Source organism: Nonomuraea endophytica (assembly GCF_014203235.1).
Lineage (GTDB): Bacteria > Actinomycetota > Actinomycetes > Streptosporangiales > Streptosporangiaceae > Nonomuraea > Nonomuraea endophytica.
On sequence record NZ_JACHIN010000013.1, the window covers coordinates 1 to 15,811 of the forward strand.

General features: G+C 67.6%; 17 protein-coding genes. 11 read left to right on the top strand and 6 right to left on the bottom strand.

Annotated elements, in window-relative coordinates; translation table 11 throughout:
• Positions 1–268 precede the first annotated feature (268 nt).
• The gene (locus HNR40_RS38245) at positions 269–787 is read left to right on the top strand and encodes an EF-hand domain-containing protein (protein WP_184970340.1); all 519 of its coding nucleotides are present in this window, start codon (positions 269–271) and stop codon (positions 785–787) included.
• Between the two features lie 72 nt (positions 788–859).
• On the opposite strand, the gene HNR40_RS38250 is transcribed toward HNR40_RS38245, so the two are convergent.
• The 3 genes from HNR40_RS38250 to HNR40_RS38260 all read right to left on the bottom strand — a co-directional run bounded on the left by HNR40_RS38250 (position 860) and on the right by HNR40_RS38260 (position 3,264).
• Positions 860–1,033 (bottom strand): CDGSH iron-sulfur domain-containing protein, encoded by a 174-nt coding sequence (locus HNR40_RS38250; protein ID WP_184970943.1) that lies wholly within the window; start codon positions 1,031–1,033, stop codon positions 860–862.
• Between the two features lie 102 nt (positions 1,034–1,135).
• Entirely contained in the window at positions 1,136–2,128 is a 993-nt protein-coding gene (locus HNR40_RS38255) for an iron-containing redox enzyme family protein (protein WP_312896668.1), read from the bottom strand.
• On the bottom strand, positions 2,125–3,264 hold the full coding sequence (locus HNR40_RS38260) for a carboxylate-amine ligase (protein ID WP_184970342.1): 1,140 nt from the start codon (positions 3,262–3,264) through the stop codon (positions 2,125–2,127). Before HNR40_RS38260 ends, HNR40_RS38255 begins: the two co-directional genes overlap by 4 nt.
• 225 nt (positions 3,265–3,489) lie before the next feature.
• On the opposite strand from HNR40_RS38260, the gene HNR40_RS38265 reads away from it, so the two are divergent.
• The 3 genes from HNR40_RS38265 (at position 3,490) to HNR40_RS38275 (ending at position 5,677) form a co-directional block, all read left to right on the top strand.
• Entirely contained in the window at positions 3,490–4,044 is a 555-nt protein-coding gene (locus tag HNR40_RS38265) for a hemerythrin domain-containing protein (RefSeq protein WP_184970345.1), read from the top strand.
• A gap of 103 nt (positions 4,045–4,147) precedes the next feature.
• A complete protein-coding gene (locus HNR40_RS38270; protein ID WP_184970347.1) occupies positions 4,148–5,008 on the top strand; it encodes an SDR family oxidoreductase in 861 nt (286 codons plus the stop codon).
• 207 nt (positions 5,009–5,215) lie between these two features.
• A complete protein-coding gene (locus HNR40_RS38275; RefSeq protein ID WP_184970349.1) occupies positions 5,216–5,677 on the top strand; it encodes a hypothetical protein in 462 nt (153 codons plus the stop codon).
• Positions 5,678–5,691: 14 nt separating this feature from the next.
• Here the strand turns inward: HNR40_RS38275 and HNR40_RS38280 are convergent, their stop codons facing one another.
• A complete protein-coding gene (locus HNR40_RS38280; RefSeq protein ID WP_184970351.1) occupies positions 5,692–6,561 on the bottom strand; it encodes an alpha/beta fold hydrolase in 870 nt (289 codons plus the stop codon).
• 486 nt (positions 6,562–7,047) lie between these two features.
• Between HNR40_RS38280 and HNR40_RS38285 the strand changes: the two genes are divergently transcribed.
• The 5 genes from HNR40_RS38285 to HNR40_RS38305 all read left to right on the top strand — a co-directional run bounded on the left by HNR40_RS38285 (position 7,048) and on the right by HNR40_RS38305 (position 11,279).
• Positions 7,048–7,410, top strand: a complete 363-nt coding sequence (locus HNR40_RS38285) for an STAS domain-containing protein (protein ID WP_184970354.1) — start codon at positions 7,048–7,050, stop codon at positions 7,408–7,410.
• 360 nt (positions 7,411–7,770) lie between these two features.
• Positions 7,771–8,502, top strand: a complete 732-nt coding sequence (locus HNR40_RS38290) for a sulfite exporter TauE/SafE family protein (protein ID WP_184970356.1) — start codon at positions 7,771–7,773, stop codon at positions 8,500–8,502.
• Positions 8,503–8,885: 383 nt separating this feature from the next.
• Positions 8,886–9,551, top strand: a complete 666-nt coding sequence (locus tag HNR40_RS38295) for a C39 family peptidase (RefSeq protein WP_184970358.1) — start codon at positions 8,886–8,888, stop codon at positions 9,549–9,551.
• Positions 9,552–9,718: 167 nt separating this feature from the next.
• Complete coding sequence (locus HNR40_RS38300; RefSeq protein WP_184970360.1) at positions 9,719–10,390, top strand: uridine kinase family protein; 672 nt, start codon at positions 9,719–9,721, stop codon at positions 10,388–10,390.
• 253 nt (positions 10,391–10,643) lie between these two features.
• On the top strand, positions 10,644–11,279 hold the full coding sequence (locus HNR40_RS38305) for a TetR/AcrR family transcriptional regulator (protein WP_184970362.1): 636 nt from the start codon (positions 10,644–10,646) through the stop codon (positions 11,277–11,279).
• Positions 11,280–11,282: 3 nt separating this feature from the next.
• On the opposite strand, the gene HNR40_RS38310 is transcribed toward HNR40_RS38305, so the two are convergent.
• Positions 11,283–12,221, bottom strand: coding sequence for a TIGR03885 family FMN-dependent LLM class oxidoreductase (locus HNR40_RS38310; protein ID WP_184970364.1), 939 nt, complete (start codon positions 12,219–12,221; stop codon positions 11,283–11,285).
• A gap of 126 nt (positions 12,222–12,347) precedes the next feature.
• Between HNR40_RS38310 and HNR40_RS38315 the strand changes: the two genes are divergently transcribed.
• Together HNR40_RS38315 and HNR40_RS38320 are read left to right on the top strand one after the other, a co-directional pair.
• Entirely contained in the window at positions 12,348–12,614 is a 267-nt protein-coding gene (locus HNR40_RS38315; RefSeq protein WP_184970366.1) for a DUF1876 domain-containing protein, read from the top strand.
• A 1,040-nt stretch (positions 12,615–13,654) separates the two neighbouring features.
• Positions 13,655–14,056, top strand: a complete 402-nt coding sequence (locus tag HNR40_RS38320; protein WP_184970368.1) for a hypothetical protein — start codon at positions 13,655–13,657, stop codon at positions 14,054–14,056.
• 249 nt (positions 14,057–14,305) lie between these two features.
• On the opposite strand, the gene HNR40_RS38325 is transcribed toward HNR40_RS38320, so the two are convergent.
• Complete coding sequence (locus HNR40_RS38325; RefSeq protein ID WP_184970371.1) at positions 14,306–15,811, bottom strand: tripartite tricarboxylate transporter permease; 1,506 nt, start codon at positions 15,809–15,811, stop codon at positions 14,306–14,308.

Here is a 15,811-nt window from a genome sequence, read left to right on the forward strand (position 1 = left end):
GTCATGTACGGCCGGGCGGCATGGCTGGAGGAACGCGGGCTGATCCTGCCGGGCCAGCGCTATGAGGAACTCGTGGTGATCCGCGCGGAACACCTCCCTGTGCCCTCGGCTGCCCGTCCAACGGCTGAGGTCGGCGATGCCGTCCGGTGACGGATCTGCCCTCAGGTCGCATGTCTGGCCGGGCCCTGTCCCTGGGTGGGGGCGTCGCTTTACCGGGTCGCGGGCAGGCCGGTAGCGCACACCCACGCAGCCCAGGGAGGGCCCGAACATGGACAACGAATTCTTCCAGCGCAAGGTGCAAGCACGTCTCGCCGGCTTCGATCTCGACAGGGACGGCGTGATCACCCAGGCGGACGTCGACACGGTGACCGACCGGGCGCTGGGTGCCTACGGGCTGACGGCGACCTCGCCCCAGGCCAAGGCCCTCAAGGCCGCGGCCGGGACGTTTTGGCGACAGGTGGCCGCCCAGGCCGACGGAGACCGTGACGGCAAGATCTGCCAGGAGGAGTTCTTCCTCGCCGCCTCGGCGTTTCAGCAGGCGGCGCAACCCTGGGTGCGGGCCTTGGTCGCGGCCGCCGACACCGACGGCGACGGCTGGCTTACCGCCCAGGAGAGCCGATCCATCCTGCGGGCGCTCGGCGCCGACGAGGCGACGCTCGACCAGGCAGCCCAGCACACCGCGTCCGATGGTTCCGTCGCCGTCGCCAACGTGCAGAAGACCGCGCTGGGCCTGTTCGCCGACCACAAGCCCTACGCCCCGGCCACGTGGTCCTTCGGCACGTTCTAGCCGGTGGCGACCGTACTCGCGCCCAGATCACGAACGGCGGGAGCGGGGCTCCGCTGAACCTCGGCCACGGGGTCAAGGTTGCGGCGGACGGTTGCGCCGCCGATGGCTGGTGTCGCAGAACGGGTAAATGCGGCTCCTGCGGCAGGCGCACAAGGCGACCAGAAAACGATCAGACCGGGCGATGGAGCCGTCTTCCAGGACGACCTCCACCGGCCCTTCGACGAGGACGGGACCCCCGGCCACCATCGTGACGCGGGTGGCCGGGACGGGCCGGGGTTCAGGCGGATTCGGAGTTGCCTGCACAGATCATCACCACTTCCTCATGGTTCTGCCCGAGGTACGGGAGATTCACCGCACCTCCGTCCGGCCGGGCAGGGGGCCCAGCAATGAGGTACGTCCGGAGCGCCAGCGGCCGAGCACGTGCTCACCGAATCTGCCTTCCAGCCAGTCGGTAGCCTGGATCCCGAACACCACGTCTCGTGTCAGGTACGGCTCCCGCTCCAGCAGGTCGCCGATGACGTCGTGCCGCAGGACCTGTTCGTGTACGGCGTCCGCCTCGATGTGCTCGGTGTAGAACAGGGTGCCGCGTGGTCCCACGCCCAGGCGCCGGAGTCCCTGGTCGATCCGCCTCGCACTGGGCGGTGTGGTGATCTCCGCTGCGGCGAAATGCCCGACCATGGCGCCGCGGAGACTGCGGTGCAGGCCGAACATCGACATCATGTTGACGACCGCCAGCATCTCGGCGGGTGCGATGTTCAGATAGGCCCCGTAGGAGGGGTCCAGCTCCAACTCCTCCATGAGATCCGCGAACAACTGCGCGTGCATCCGCTCCGCCCGGCCACCACCGAACTCGTCGAACTCCACCGCGACCAGAGCGGCCTTGGACCGTCCCTGCAGCCTGGGGATGACCCATGCGTGAGGGTCGGCCTCCTTGAGGTGGTAGATCGACCGGTGTGCCACGTACTCCCGCACCTGCCGGCGTTCCCCGCCGTCGCGCAGATGGTAGGAGAGGCCCTCGCCGTCGACGGGCTCGACGAGCAGGTTCTCCAGTTCGCCCGCCACATCCTGCCCACCGGCGGTCTTGTCTCGCAGCGTCGCAAGGAACACGCGTTCCATCTCGCCGCGTACGCGCAGCAGGTCGGGATCCCACTCCCAGTCTTCGCTCACCCCGTCGAAGCCGCGATAGTGCAGCTCGTAGGTGAGGTACAGGGCGAGCTGAAGGTCTTCTCCCAGGGGATCGACGTCCGCGGCGGGCGACGAGAGCGGCCCCCGCTCCAGCAATGTGGCGATCACCCCTGCTGATAGCGGGCCGCGCGCTTGGGGCAGTGCCGGGCCTTTCACGCGCTCTCCCTGTACGTTTGCGCCCGTTGCCAGGCGAATTGTCCGTCCATGGTTTCCCCCTTGAGCATCTCGATCACGGAGCCCAGCCCTCCCGCCGCGGCGCGCCGCTGCCGGGCCGCGCCCGTGCCGGCTCGTTTCACCTGTGCCAGCAGGGAACTCACCGCGGGTAGGTCACCGCTGTCCGTCAGGGCCTGGCTGACGTGCAGGACAAGCTGGTCCAGGACCTCTATCGCATGCACGGAACGTTCCTCGAAGGGGTTGATCCCGGGGCCGTCGAGCCCGTACCGTGCCGCGTTCCACACGGCCGCCGCGCACACCTGATCGCTCACTCTCGGCGCCTCCCTTCCCTCGGTCAGCGACGATTCCGCCGTTGTGATCAGGGCTCTGGTGAGTGCCGCCTGCAGTACCGCCTCGTCGGCCGTGCCCGCGGCGTCGGCGGCCCGCACCTCCACGGTCGGCAGCCCGATCCCCGGCCTGGCCAGCCAGAACGACATCGCATCGTCCACCAGCACCCCGCACGAGACCAGGCGCTCCACCTCCCGGTCGTAGGCGGCGGCGGAGTCGAACCAGGGCGTGACCCCCGCGCCGGGGAACCGCGACTGCTGGACCGTTCGCCAGCTCGCGTAGCCCGAGTCGCGGCCACGGTCGAACGGGGAGTTGGCCGACAGCGCCAGCAGGGTGGGCAGCCAGGGGCGCAGATGGTTGATCACGGCGACGGCTGTTTCGCGATCCTTCACGCCGACGTGCACGTGGCATCCGGAGCTCTGGTAGTCGGCGACGATGCCTTGGTACATCCCGGTGATGTGGGTGAACCGCTCACCCGAGGACGGGCGGGGCGATGAGGCGGCGAGCACGGGCGTTCCGACCGACACCAGACCCAGGCCCTCCTGCTGCGCTGCCGCGGCCAGCAGGAAGCGCGTGCCCTGAAGCTGACGGTGCAGGTCGCCGAGGGTGGTGCAGATCCCGGTGGCGGCCTCGACCTGCGTCTGGAAGAGCTCCTGATGGAAGCCGCCGCCCGCATGCTGCCACGGATGCCCGCCGACTGCGGAGAGCACTCTTCCCGCGGCCGGAACCGGCTCGCCTGAGCGGGCGTCCAGCAGGAGGAACTCCTCTTCTACGCCAACAGTCCTGGTCATATCGCCCCTCGGCAGGTGGACATCTCCCCACCCCTACCCCGAGAGCGCCGATCACGCCTCTGACCTTTGCTTTATCCTCCGCGGGAGTGCCGTGCGACGCCAGACGTGGGCGTGAGGGGCACACGCTTCCTTCGCGAAGCGCCGCGAGAAGGGCGTGGGCGGGCCAACGTTCGCATGGGTTCCTGTGAGCCGGGTAGCTCCCCCGGGTCACTACATGGAGGATCTATGTCACAGAACGTAATCGACCTCATCAAGGCGGATCATCGCGACGTCGAGGTGCTCTTCGAGAAGCTGAAGCGGCAGCCGGAGAACCGTCCCGCGCTGGTGGCCGAGCTGGCCGCCAAGTTCGTCGCGCACGCGCGAGCGGAGGAGACGAAGGTCTATCCCACGCTGGCCAAGGCCAAACCGTCGGAGCGCGGGGAGGTCCACCACGGCGTGGAGGAGCACCATCAGGCCGAGGAACTGCTGGCCAAGCTGATGGACGCCAACCCCGACAAGCCGGAGTTCCTCAGCGCCCTGGAGAACCTGGTCAAGGCGGTCAGCCATCACGTCGAGGAGGAGGAGAGCGAGATCCTCCCGGCCCTGGCCAAGGCCATCCCCGCCGACAAGCTCGTCAAGCTGGGCCGCGTCTTCAGCCAGGCCAAGGCCGACGAACTGGCGACGCCGCCCAAGCCCGTCGGGCGCACCAAACAGGAACTGCTGGAGCAGGCCAAGGAGAAGGGCGTCACCGGCTACAGCTCGATGACCAAGGACCAACTGATCGACGCGCTCAGCGACTAGAAGCCCGTGATCGCCGCGTACACCTTCGCGCTGAGCAAAGTCAGGTGCTTCGCCGGGCTCGGCCACGACGTTTGACGACGCTCGCTCCGGGGAGCCGGAAGGAATGGCAGTCAACGACACCACGCCGCCGCCCCAGGAGCAGAGCTATCCCGGCGCCAGCGACCGGATGACTCCGGGCCCGCAGGACGAGATGCGCGACTACGCCGGGCGTGACCTGCTCGCGGGCAAGCGGGCCCTCATCACCGGAGGCGATTCCGGCATCGGCCGCGCGGTCGCCGTCGCCTTCGCCAAGGAGGGCGCCGACGTCGCCATCGCCTATCTGTCGGAGGACGAGGACGCGGCCCACACCCGTTCCCTGGTCGAGAAGGCCGGACGGCGGTGCGTCCTGCTGGCCGGAGATCTCGGCGAGGCCACCCACTGCCGGTACGTCGTGGAACAGGCCGTGGCCGAGCTCGGCGGCCTGGACATCCTGGTGAACAACATCGCGTACCAGGCGCCGGTGTCGTCTCTGGACGAACTGACCGACGAACAATGGCTGCGCACCTTCGAGGTCAACATCCACAGCTACTACCGGGTGACCAAGGCGGCGCTGCCGTACTTGGGAGAAGGGGCGGCGATCGTCAACACCTCCTCGGTCAACGGCCTGCGCGGCAACAAGACGCTCCTCGACTACTCGGCCACCAAGGGCGCGGTCAACGCCTTCACCCAGGCGATGGCGCAGAATCTCCTGAAACGCGGCATTCGTGTGAACGCGGTGGCGCCCGGCCCGGTATGGACGCCGCTCATCCCCGCCACCTTCTCTGAGGAGCGGGTCGAGGACTTCGGCGAGCAGGCGCCGATGGGCCGTCCGGCGCAACCTGACGAGATCGCGCCCTCGTACGTGTTCTTCGCCGCCGGCCGGCTGTCGTCCTACTACAGCGGCGAGATCCTCGCCCCGATCGGCGGCGAGACCCTTCCCGGCTGAAGGGTCCGGGATGGCTTGTGCGGGAACACCGCGCCCCCGGTACGACCTGGTCATCCGCGTCGTCCGGCGGCACGTGCATCGTGGTCATTTGTTCGTGCGCGTGGGCGACACCCCTGGATGGAACGGGATGGAACGCCTCCAGAAGTAGAGCACTGGAAGCCGTTGCCATTCCGGCCGGCCAGAACGGACCATACAGGGAGTCCCCACATGCGCAAGATGCTCGTCAACATGATCCGGGTGGGCGTCGCCGCGATTGTCGGCATCGCCGTACTGGCCACCCTCGCCATCAGCCCGTCGCAGGCCGAGGACAGGTTCCCGATCAACCTGCGCGAGGGCAGGCTGACGATCCGGGAGTTCCAGCAGATCGTCGAAAAGCAGATCGGCCGACCCACCGGCGACCCGGTACGGGCGACCATCTATGCCGCCGATGCGTCGATGCCCAGGGAGAAGTTCGAGCGGATCGTCGCCGAGCGCCGGTTCGACCAGTTGCCTGGACGAGGCGAGATGAGCCCGCTCACACCGGACACGACGTTCGACGACATGGCCCGCAAGGTCTTCGAGTGGGGGAGGTACAAGGTCTACGTCACCGATCTGGGGTTCGCCATCGTCGTCACGGTCTGCGTCGATGACGAGAACGGAATCCCGGACTGCGATTGGTGGATCATCTAAGCGGGTGGCCTCCGCTACGCGGGCGCGGAGCGCAGGAACTCCAGCAGTGCCGCCGCGAGCTCGTCCGGAGCCTCCTCGGCCATGTGGTGCCCGCTGTCGATCGCACGACCGGTGACGTCGTCGGCCCACTGGCGCCAGATCTGCGGCGGGTCGCCGTACAGCTCCTCCATGTCGTCCTTGGCGGACCACAGGAACAGCGTCGGGCACCGGACGCGGTGGCCCGCCAGCCGGTCGGCGTCGTCGTTCGCGCGATCCACCGTCAGCCCGGCGCGGTAGTCCTCGCACATCGCGTGGACGGTGTCCGGATCATGAATGGCGCGACGATAGTCCTCGTACGCCTCCTGGCCCATCTGATCGGCGGTAGCCGTGTACCACGCGTCGGGATCGGCGTTGATGACGCGCTCGGCGGGTTTACCGGTCTGGCCGAGAAAGAACCAATGCCACCAGGCCGCGGCGAACTTCGCGTCAGCACGGGCCAGGGCCTCTCCGATGGGGATGCCGTCCATCACCACCAGCCGCGTGGCGACGTCGGCATGGTCAGCGGCGAGCCGGTGAGCCACATAGGAACCACGGTCATGCCCGGCCACCGCGAACCGCTCGTGACCCAGCGCCCGCATGAGGGCGACCATGTCGCCCGCCATGGCGCGCTTGGAGTAGGGAGCATGATCGGCCGTCGTGGGCGGCTTTCCGGAACGACCGTAACCACGCAGGTCCGGGCAGATCACGCTGTGATGCGCGGCTAGGACCGGCGCTACACGGTGCCAGGTCGCGTGCGTACGCGGATGGCCGTGGAGCAGCAAGACCGGAGAACCCGAGCCCCCGTACCGGACGAACAATTCCGTCTCTCCTACATCAACCACGTCAACCGCGAAGTCATCGAACATCCACGCCCACTACCCCGATCGCTCGCTGCTTCACTCCTGACGCTGTACGGTCCGGGTGCGCTCGCCGTCGAAGACGCCGGTCCGACCGGAGACACCGCGCCAGCGGTCGAGCGCTGCTTCACCACGCGCTCCGGGAGATGCTGGTCAGATCCGCGCCCTGGGGCGAGGTGCCGGCCGGGGCCGGGGCAGCTCGACCCAGACAGATTTCCAGCAGTACCTGGGCGTGGTGGTTCAGGAACGTCCAAAGGGGACCATCAGGTCCCGGCAGGTCTGAGCACACCGCCTCCCGCTGCCCCGGAGCCGCGGTCCCTGCCGGTTTGGTGGTGTTCACCATTTTAGGGGAAGCACTTTTCAGGTAACACCCTTCTGGATTACTCTCGTGAGAGACGGAGACTCCCGTCGCCACCGCAACCATGGGCGACAGGATCCACGCCGGAGAGCCTGTCACCCGCTCGGCCGCAGAACCCGGACGGAGACAAAGCCGCGATGACCGCCCTACTCCTGACCTGTCAGAACCTGGACAGGGGCACCCTGGTCGGCGTGGCGGGGGAACTCGACACCACCACCACCGGCCAACTCGCCACTTACCTCGAAGGCCGGCACCCCGACAGCAGCCTGCCGCTGGTGCTGGACCTGGCCGCCGTGACCTTCATGGACAGCTCCGGCCTGCACCTGCTCATCGACCTGCACCACCGCCAGGACACCCACGGCGGCCGGCTGTATCTGGCCGCACCTCACGAACGCGTCCTTCGCGTGCTGGAGATCACCGGCACCGATCGGCTCCTGCTCATCCACCCGTCGCTGAGAACGGCCCTGACCGCCGCCAACCTCGCCCTCTCCCCCGCCTGACCGCGGCGAGCGCCGAGGGCAGGAGAGTCGAGGTTGTCCTCTTATGCGTTTGTCATCGAACGTTGAGCGGATGAGGCGGTGGCCCTCAGCTTCCGGCCGGCGCTCGGCATCCATCTCACGAGGCGGTAGGGTTCCTGGCGAGTGTCTAGGGTTCCGCCGCCTGGCTGGTTCATCCGTTCAGGCGGGCCTGGTCCGAGCGACACCGCCGGCGGCTTCCGATGGCTGCGGGTCAACTGACGGGACAAAAGCCTGGAGGTCACGGTTCCCGCGAGGGTGGGGACCGGAGAGGCCTCCGCGTGTTCTCGACCGTTGTTCTGTTCCTCGTGATCGCTGGTCCATCCCGGTGTATCGGCTCTGCCGATGTCCGCTGAACTCCTCGCAACGCTGCTGACCGCTTCGGTCTTGGCTTTCGCCCTTGCCTGGTTGTCCTCCGTGGGTGGCGTCGGTGGTGGTGTGCTGATGCTGCTCGTGTTCACTGCTCTGTTCGGCCTTCAGGTAGCCGTGCCCGTCCTCACGCTGGCGCAATTGGCCGGTAACGGGGGCCGCGCCTGGTTCAATCGGCGCGAGGTCCAAGGGCGGGTCATCGGCTGGTACGCCGTCGGCGCCATCCCCTTCGCTCTGGCCGGGGGACTCCTCCTGCCCTACCTACCGGTCGAACCTCTCAAGCGTGTTCTCGGCGCGTTTCTCCTCGCCGTCATCATCTGGCGGCGATTTCGGCCAACGCCGCGCCCGCCCGCCGACGCGACGTTCATCGCCATCGGCGCCGGCGCCGGACTCGGCTCATCCCTGTTCGGCGCGGCGGGACCGCTCGCGGCCCCGTTCTTCCTCGCCAAGGGCCTGGTCCATGGCGCGTACATCGGCACGGAGGCCACCGCCTCGCTGCTCATTCATCTGACCAAGGTCGCCGCTTATGGCGCGGGCAGCCTGCTGTCCCTTCACGTGCTCCAGCTCGGCCTGGCCCTCACCCCAGCCATAATTGCCGGAGCGTGGCTGGGCAAGAAAACGGTCATGCGGATGAGCGCCGGCATCTTCGTTCTCGTCATCGAAGCCGGAATGCTCATCGCGGCGATCCTGTTCCTCGTCGGAGTATGAGCCTTGAACGGGGGCCAGGTCTTCATCCCGGCATCGGTCACGACCGCACCCACTCGTTCGGCGAACGAGTTTTGGTATCAGCTCTCAGGTCTCTTTGATCGCTTGCGCTGGCGATCTGCTCGTTGCCCGGATCATGACGAGGCCGGCGAAGGAGACGGCCAGGGCCAGCCGCCGCTTTCGGAGCGGCTTTCTCGGGGTGGATTCCGGCGGAAAGTAAAGAGGCGAAGAACGGGGTGAGCATGGGCCGCTGGGCTTCTGTCCTTTCACGTCGTGTGCGGGGAGGCGCGCCCGAGTCGCGTCCGTCGAGCTGATCGTTGCGGCAGGCAAGATCGCATAGGGTGCCAATCAGGATTTTTCATGACTCACCCCCGGAGATATCCCGCGTGAAGAAGTTTCTGGCAAGCGCAGTCCTGACCTCAGCCTTCATCGCCCTGCATCCAGTGAGCGCGCAGGCCGCCCAAGCCCCTGTCGGCAGCGCCATCGCGCAAGCGTCCGCGTCGCCTACGCGGGCCGAGCTCACGATCAAGGGCGTCTTCCAGGCCACGGAGTATTGGTGCGCCCCGGCATCGGCTTCGATCGCTCTGCGCACGCTCGGTATCAAGGTCAGCCAAGCCACCTTGGCCAAGAAGATGCGTACCAACAAGGACGGCTCGCTCGCCGACAACATCCTGCGGGTGCTGAACGCGTACTCCAAGAAGACCGGGTACACCTACGTGCCCTCATCGGACGCGTACAGCTCCAAGCGTCTGGGCCGGCGGCTCGTCCACAGCATCGGCACCCTGGGCAAGGCCGTTCCGGTCCAGGTCTTCCTCGAGCGGCTTCCCTGGTACAGGGACGTCGACTTCGGCCGGAAGAACGTCGGACACGTCATGATCGTTCACGGCTATGACAAGAAGGCGAAGACCTTCATCGTCTGGGATCCCAACAACTACACGGGTGCCGGCGGCGAGCACCGCATCACCTGGGCACAGCTCGCGAAGGCCTCCTTCTCCACCAACCCCGCTCCCGGTTACAGCCGCTGGGGCCTCTACCAGCCGGTCAAGAAGTAGAAGGCGCCCGGCACCGCTCTGGGTCGTCGCTTCCTGTAGGCACTCGGGAAGGGGCCCTGGTCAAGAGGTACGGCTGCGCCCGGCTCGATCTCCGCGAGGATTCTTGGCGCGGGTGTTTACAATGTTCGTCCGGGTCCGCGGGCTGTCCAGACCGCCGGAGGTTGTCGATGCGCCTACATCCAGGCGAGACCGAGGCCGCTGGCTGGCGGGTGGTGACCGTACTCGCCGCTGTCCAGCAGTTGCGCGACTCATCACCCGAGATCATCGGACGACCACGGGTGATCGCGATCGACGGCCGGGGCGGCGCCGGCAAGACGACACTGGCCAAGCGGCTACGCGAGGTCGTGACCAATTCCGCCATCGTGCACACCGACGACATCGCCTGGAACCACGCCTATTTCGACTGGGGCTCCGTGCTCGTCGAGAACATCCTGCGCCCCCTGCACCGGGGCGAAGCGGTGAACTTCCGCCCTGATGCCTGGATCACCCACGATCGGCCAGGATCGATCACCATCCCCGCCGATGCCGACGTCATCTGGGTCGAGGGCACCGGCACCATCCGCGAAGAGCTCGCCCCGTGGTTGGACGCCTCGGTGTGGATACAGGGTGACCTCGACGGGCAAGAGCGCTTGCTGGTCATCCGCGACGGCGACTCTCCCGAGCAACTGGAGCACGTGGCTCGCTGGCTGCTGGAGGAACTGCCCTTCATCCTGCGAGAACAGCCGTGGGCCCGAGCCACCATGATCGTCGCCGGCCCTCCACACATCGACCACGACCCCGCCACCGAGTTGGTCGTCGCCCCGCCGACAACCCCCAGGTTGGCCGACCCACCAGCATGACCTGGCGTACGCACGCCTCGAGGTTGTCACCGGATGCGCCAGAGGCGGGTCCAGCCGGAGCGCATGGTGAAGTCCCGATGCCGGTCGGGTTCAAGAGGTGGCGGGCGTGGACAGCAACCTGACCTGACCGCCGCCCGGCCCGCTGGGCTTTTCTCCGCACTCGTCCAGACATGAGTGGGTGCAGGAGCTATTTGACCGGTATTTGTCGATCACATGATCAGCCGAACAGATGTCGGATCTTAGGGTCACTGGTATGACGTCAGCGAAGGGGGACGAGCGGGAGCGCATTCTCCAGGCAGCGTTCCGGCTGTTCGCCGCGCTCGGCTATGACGCGACGGAGATCGTGCAGATCGCCGAGGCGGCAGGGCTGAGCACGAAGGCCGTGAGCTCCCAGTTCGGCGCCAAGCGCGACCTCTATCTGGCGGTCATGGAACGCGCCCACGTCCTTCACTCGGCCGTCGTGGAGGCGAGGGTCAAGGATGTACAGACCGCTCCGATCGCGGAGAAGGTGACGGCGATCCACCGGCTCATCGACGCGTACATCGACTTCTCCGCCGACAATCCCGAGGTGCCCGCGCTGTGGATGCACCGGTGGCTGTCCGACGCCCGAGACGTCAGCAACCTCGAGGCGGAGTACGTGCGGCCGCTCGCCGAGTTCGCCATCGAGAACATCATCCCGGCGACCGAGGCCCCGGACGCCGACGTGCACTACACGATCAACACCCTGGTGTGGTGCGTGCACGGGTTCGTGCTCAGCGGCGTGTTCGACGCGGCGGGGCGGCGGCGCGGCCCCGCCGATCCACGCGCCATGCGGCGTTTCCGGGCCCACATGCACCAGATGATCCACCGCACGCTGGGACTGCCGGGTTCACCGCCCCCGGCCAGGTGACGGCTACTTGAGGATGTCGGCGAAGGCCTCGATGAACGGGCGCTGCTCCCTGCCCACGTGGTGCAGATAGATCTCGTCGAAGCCGTGCTCGCCGTACCAGCTGAGATGCTCGGCGTGGCGGCCCACGTCGGACGAGACGTGCACGACCTCAGCCACCTTCTCCGGCCGGACGTGCTCGGAGATGATGTCGAACATCTCCGCGCTGTCCAGGTCCCAGCAGACCGGCGGGGCGAACACGTTGGAGCGCCACTGGTCGTGGGCCAGTCCCAGAGCCTCCTCCTCGGTAGGGGCCCAGCTCAGGTGGACCTGGACCCTCAGCGGGCCACGACCGCCCGCCTCCCTATAGGCACGCGCCACCTTCGCCGCCTGCGGCCCGCCCACGGTAATCAGCCCGTCCGCCCACTCGGCGCACCAGCGCGCGGTCTCCTCGCTTACGGCCGCGCCGACGAGCGCGGGCGGCTCGGCAGGCAGCGTCCACAACCTGGCCCTGTCCACCGTGACCAGACCCTCGTGGGTGACCTCCTCACCCGCCAGCAACGCCCTGATCACCTCCACGCACTCGCGAAGCCGCGCGTTGCGCACCCGCTTGCGCGGCCACGGATCGCCGGTGATGTGCTCGTTGGAGGCCTCGCCGCTGCCGAGCGCGGCCCAGAACCTGCCGGGGAACATCGCGCCAAGAGTCGCCACCGCCTGCGCGATGATCGCCGGATGGTAGCGCTGACCGGGCGCGTTGACGATTCCGAACGGCAGCGCCGTACGCTCCATCGCGGCGCCGAGCCAGGACCAGGCGAATCCCGACTCGCCCTGCCGCGCGCTCCACGGTGAGAAGTGATCCGACGACATGGCGGCGCCGAATCCGGCCTCCTCGGCAGCCGCGACCGCGTCGAGGAGCTCTCCGGGCGACACCTGCTCGTGCGAGGCGTGGAATCCGTAGGTAGGCATGGCGCCGCAGCTACCCGATCACACACAGGCCGAACCTCATAGCCTGATGGCCTCGCGCTCGTCGCCCTTATGGAGGGATGCTGGGGGATATGACCGAATCGTCACGTTTATGGCATGGGAGGCGTCATGAACACCAAGGAGTGGATCGTCAAGATCCTCATTACCGAGGATGACGAGGACAAGCGCACCTCGGCCACCGCCGTGCTCTACGCGATCGACAACAGACGGCACGAAAGCGTCGGGTACGCCCGCCGTAACCCCGGCGACCGTCCCATCCCCGAGATCGGCGACGAACTGGCCGCCGGGCGCGCGCTGATGGACCTGGCCGACAAGCTCCTCGGCGACGGAGCCGAGGACATCGCCGAAATGGCCGGCCCCGCCCGAACCGTCTGAGATCCACGCCCAGCAGTCCCCATCGTGGGCCGTCCCTGGCCGCCCGCGCCGACCAGCATGCCCGGCGCGCCGTTCGCGCCGAGCCGAGATCATTCCGGGTGGTGCGGAGTCGCCCACGCCGAAGGACTCACCTGCGGCGCGCGGTCGACGACGTAGTGGCGATGTAACCACGCCTGCTTGCGAACCGGGTTGGCGTAGGGCCGCGATCTGCCCGCCTTCTGCGCGGCCCGCGAGGCGCCCCTCTATCGCGGCTCGCACCGGCCTTCCCTGCCCACGCGTCAAGATCGTCCGGACCTCGGCGGGTCGGTCACATGTCGATACCTTGCCACCTGAAGGTGATCTTGAAAGGGGAGTGTTGCAAGCGCATGCGCGTCCGGTGAGCGCCGTTGTCGACGACCCCATCATCAGCTAGTGCTGGTGTGCCGATGTGGAGCTGATGGTCTGGCAGCCCGAGACTCCGAAGGGGAGGTTTCATCCAGAGCTGCCAGGCACCTGCTGGCTACGAGATGTTCATTCCTGGAGTAGGTCTGTTCTACTCCGTTCAACTTCCATGTGACGTTGAACGGTGGCGCCCTCCGTCCGAGATCGCGTGGCATGCCTGGCTCGCAGAGCTCGACTGTGGAAGGTGGTCGATCGAGGGCCCTTCGTTCCAGGTGGGCGAGAAGCCCTGCGCCGATATCTTGGCCGCTCGGCTCAGTGACGGCGTGGGCAGTTCGACCGCCATCACCGCGCTGGGCGGAGGGCGGGAGGCCGTGTAGGCCGAAGCCGGCTGGCGAAGGTCGCGCCGTGGCGGGCCGCCCCTGCGCGCGGCCGGGTGGACCGGCGGGACGAACAAGTCACTGCGGAAGGGAACCGCCTGAGGGCGGAGATCGGCTTGCCCGTTGCGGCGCCGGGCCGGGTGGATGATCTGCTGCCGGCCGACCTGACCAGGAACTTCGGGTAGACCACTGTGGCCAACGCGATATATCTTGACGTAACATTGAAACGCGACATATCGTAACCCTCCAGCGATGCGTATCGACCCCTGGAGGGACGATCTCATGAACGAACTGGTGCCTGTCCTGGTCGTCCTCTTCGTCGTCGTCCTCGCCCTGCTGTCGGTCTTACAACTAGGGCTCGTGTACGGCGCGCCATGGGGAAGCCTTGCCTGGGGCGGGCGGCACCGGGTCCTACCGGGACCGCTGCGGGTCGGCAGCGGTATTGCGCTGGTGCTCTATGTCGCGTTCGCAGTCGTGGTCCTGGACCGTGCCGGATGGATCGACGTAGTCGCAGAGCCCGTCGCGGGTATCGGCACCTGGGCAGTGTTCGGGTTCGCTGCGCTCAGCGTCATCCCCAATGCGGTGTCCCGAAGCAAGCCTGAGCGGTACGTCGGAACATCTGCTGCGTTCATGCTCGCAGCGGCCAGTCTCGTCGTCGCGCTCAATGGGGCGCCGACAACGTAGGTGGGTTCAACGGGGCCCAAGCGATCGAAAATGTCCGGGCGGCCGCGATCGGCTCCACCCAGTCCGCGCGAATCCTTTCGCCGGCGACTTGCAATTACATGTCTTCGGCCCACGACCTGGCGAACTCGACTATCTCGCCAGGTGCAGCGTGGAATTGCAGCGATACTTCAGCCACCTGATCGCCCTGGTTATTAGGGACCAAATGCATCTCCAGACTGGTGTCCTCTTCGCGCGGGACCGGTCGTGGGGTCAGTCCTCCTCGGTGAACACGACCTCGCGACGCCGCCGGATCGCCGGGAGCGCCGCGATGATCAGGGCCGCCACGGCCAGCACCAGCAGTACCGCCGAGATCGGCCGGGTCAGGAAGACGGTCGCGTCGCCACGCGAGATGATCAGCGCTCGGCGCAGGTTCTCCTCGGTCAGTGGTCCGAGCACGAACCCGAGCAGCAGCGGCGCCGGCTCGCAGCCGCACTTGATCAGGACGTACCCCAGGAGCCCGAAGAAGACGATCGCGTAGACGTCAAAGGCGTTGAACCCCAGGGAGTAGGTCCCGATCGCCGCGAACAGGATGATCATCGGGAAGAGCACCTGGTAGGGGATGCGCAACATGCGTACCCAGATGCCGATCAACGGCAGGTTGAGCAGCACCAGCAGTACGTTGCCGATCCACATCGAGGCGATCAGGCCCCAGAACAGCGCCGGCTCGTCGGTGATGACGTTCGGTCCGGGGGTGATGCCGTGGACGATGAACGCGCCGACCATCAGCGCCATCACCGGGTGAGCGGGCAGGCCGAGGGTGAGGAGCGGGATGAAGGAGGTCTGCGCCGCGGCGTTGTTCGCCGACTCGGGACCGGCGACCCCCTCGATCGCGCCGTGGCCGAACTCCTCCCGGCGCTTCGAGACGCGCTTCTCGACGGCGTAGGAGGTGAAGGAGGCCAGCACGTGACCGCCGCCCGGGAGCACGCCGAGCGCGGCGCCTAGCCCGGTGCCGCGCAGGATCGGGCCGATGATCCGGCGGCGGTCCTCGCGGGTGGGCCAGAGGTTGCGCACCCGGCCGGCGACGGCGGTGCGGGCGTGCTCGTTCTCCAGGTTGCGCAGGATCTCCGCGACGCCGAACATGCCCACCGCGACCGATACGAAGTCGATGCCGCCGAACAGCTCACGCTGGTCGAGGGTGAAACGGGGGGTGCCGGTGTAGATGTCCTGCCCGACCGTGCCGAGCAGCACGCCCAGCGCGATCATCGCCAGGGCCTTCAGCGCCGAGCCGCGCGCCAGCGAGATCGAGACGATGAGGCCGAGGAACACGAGCGAGAAGTACTCGGCGGGCCCGAACTGCAACGCGACGCGGGCCAGGGGCGGGGCTGCTACGGCCAGCACCACGGTCGCCACCGTTCCGGCGATGAAGGAGCCGACCGCGGCCGCCGCCAGCGCCGCGCCCGCCCGGCCCCGGCGGGCCATCTCGTGGCCGTCGAGGGCGGTGACCGCCGCCGATGACTCGCCGGGCAGGTTGATCAGGATGGCCGTGGTCGAGCCGCCGTACTGCGCGCCGTAGTAGATGCCCGCCAGCATGATCAGCGCCGTGACCGGCTCGAAGTTGAAGGTGATCGGCAGCAGCATCGCCACCGTCGCCGTCGGCCCGATGCCGGGCAGGACGCCGACCGCGGTGCCGAGCAGGACGCCGACGAAGCAGTAGACGACGTTCTGGATCAGCAGGGCGGTCGAGAAGCCCAGGGCGAGATTGTCGAGGAGGTCCAT